This window comes from Rhodococcus sp. no. 34, assembly GCF_054589475.1.
The window spans coordinates 50974-52250 of record NZ_BAAILK010000038.1 but is presented as its reverse complement, the minus strand read 5'-3'; the positions used below and the strand labels follow the sequence as shown (position 1 = coordinate 52250).

The following is a 1277-nucleotide window of genomic DNA, read 5'->3' as shown; positions in this document are numbered from 1 at the left end:
CCTGGTGACCCGACGTGCAACCCGCTCTGTCACAGCGGCGGTGTCAGTAACCATTCCGTCTTCTGTTCGCCGTCCCAGCGCCTGATCCCGCCGCTGCGCCCGTGAATCACGTCGGTACCGAGCAGGGCAATGGCTTCACCCAGACGTGCAGGTTCGACGCGTCGGGCGAGCGTCACATGAGGCGTCCACCCGCCGGGCTCGACGTGGGCGGGAAGCGCCGTCGAACCAACGGTTGCCTCGGCTATTTCTCGGTGCAGGTGAAGGAGTGCGCGCGAAGGAATGACCGAGCGCGCCAAGACCATCTGCTTGCCGCCGAACACGATGTAGCCACCGAGTCGGACCTCGAAGTCCGGGGCCGAGAAGCGCCGCTTCAACAGTTCGTCGACCTCCGCGGGGATCTCACGGGCGACGAACAGTGTGATGTGCGGACGGTTGGACGGGCTGTGATGAGAGGCCTGACTTGGTAAACCGGCGTCGGCGAGAAGCTGCCATTGCGCTCGCACTGCCGACTCACTCACTGGATCGAGGAGCAATTCCACCGACTGGACCATGGTGAGCAATGATTGCCTGATGACAGGTGCGAGCGCAATCGGTACTTCGGCCATGCGGCTGGGACTCATGCACGGCGACGGAATCGGCCACGAAATCGTCCCGGCGACACGGCAGATCGTGGATGCGGCGTTGTCAGCGGTTCATGCTCCGCCCGTCGAGTGGGTCGAGCTTCCGCTCGGGAGCACGGCCATCGACAGCCACGGCACACCGATTCCCGACGAGACCATCGATTCGTTGGGGCAGCTGCAGGGTTGGATTCTCGGACCCCACGACAGTGCGTCCTATCCGGAGAGGTTTCGCGGACAACTCACACCCGGCGGCGTCATCCGGAAAAAGTTCGAGTTGTTCGCGAACATCCGACCGGCAGCAGCGTTCCCCGGTGTCAAGGCGATGGTCCCCGACATGGATCTGGTGATTGTCCGTGAGAACACCGAGGGGTTGTACGCGGATCGGAACATGGCAGTCGGCAGCGGTGAATTCATGCCGACGCCCGACATCGCGCTGGCCGTCGGTGTGTTCACCCGCGCTGCGTGTGAACGGATCGCACGCACTGCCTTCGCGTTGGCGTCGCGACGGCGCAATCACGTCACGATCGTCCACAAAGCGAACGTCCTCACACTGACCACTGGCCTGTTCCGTGACGCCTGCCGAACCGTCGCTGCGGAGTACCCGCACGTCGTTGTCGACGACGAGCACGTCGACGCGATGGCGGCGCACCTGGTTCG

2 protein-coding genes are annotated in these 1277 nt (G+C 64.0%); one reads left to right on the top strand and one right to left on the bottom strand.

What is annotated here, in order from left to right; genetic code table 11:
- Positions 1-29 precede the first annotated feature (29 nt).
- Positions 30-605, bottom strand: a complete 576-nt coding sequence (locus ACYP01_RS17120; RefSeq protein WP_459681401.1) for a 2'-5' RNA ligase family protein — start codon at positions 603-605, stop codon at positions 30-32.
- Between ACYP01_RS17120 and ACYP01_RS17115 the strand changes: the two genes are divergently transcribed.
- The coding region (locus ACYP01_RS17115; protein ID WP_459681398.1) for an isocitrate/isopropylmalate family dehydrogenase at positions 571-1277 on the top strand (707 nt) is incomplete at its 3' end. The two genes, ACYP01_RS17120 and ACYP01_RS17115, sit on opposite strands and share 35 nt — an antisense overlap.

What these genes read in the sequence shown, in the direction of transcription:
- ACYP01_RS17120 (WP_459681401.1), bottom strand. Translation starts at nt 605, where the DNA reads ATGGCCGAAGTACCGATTGCGCTCGCACCTGTCATCAGGCAATCATTG.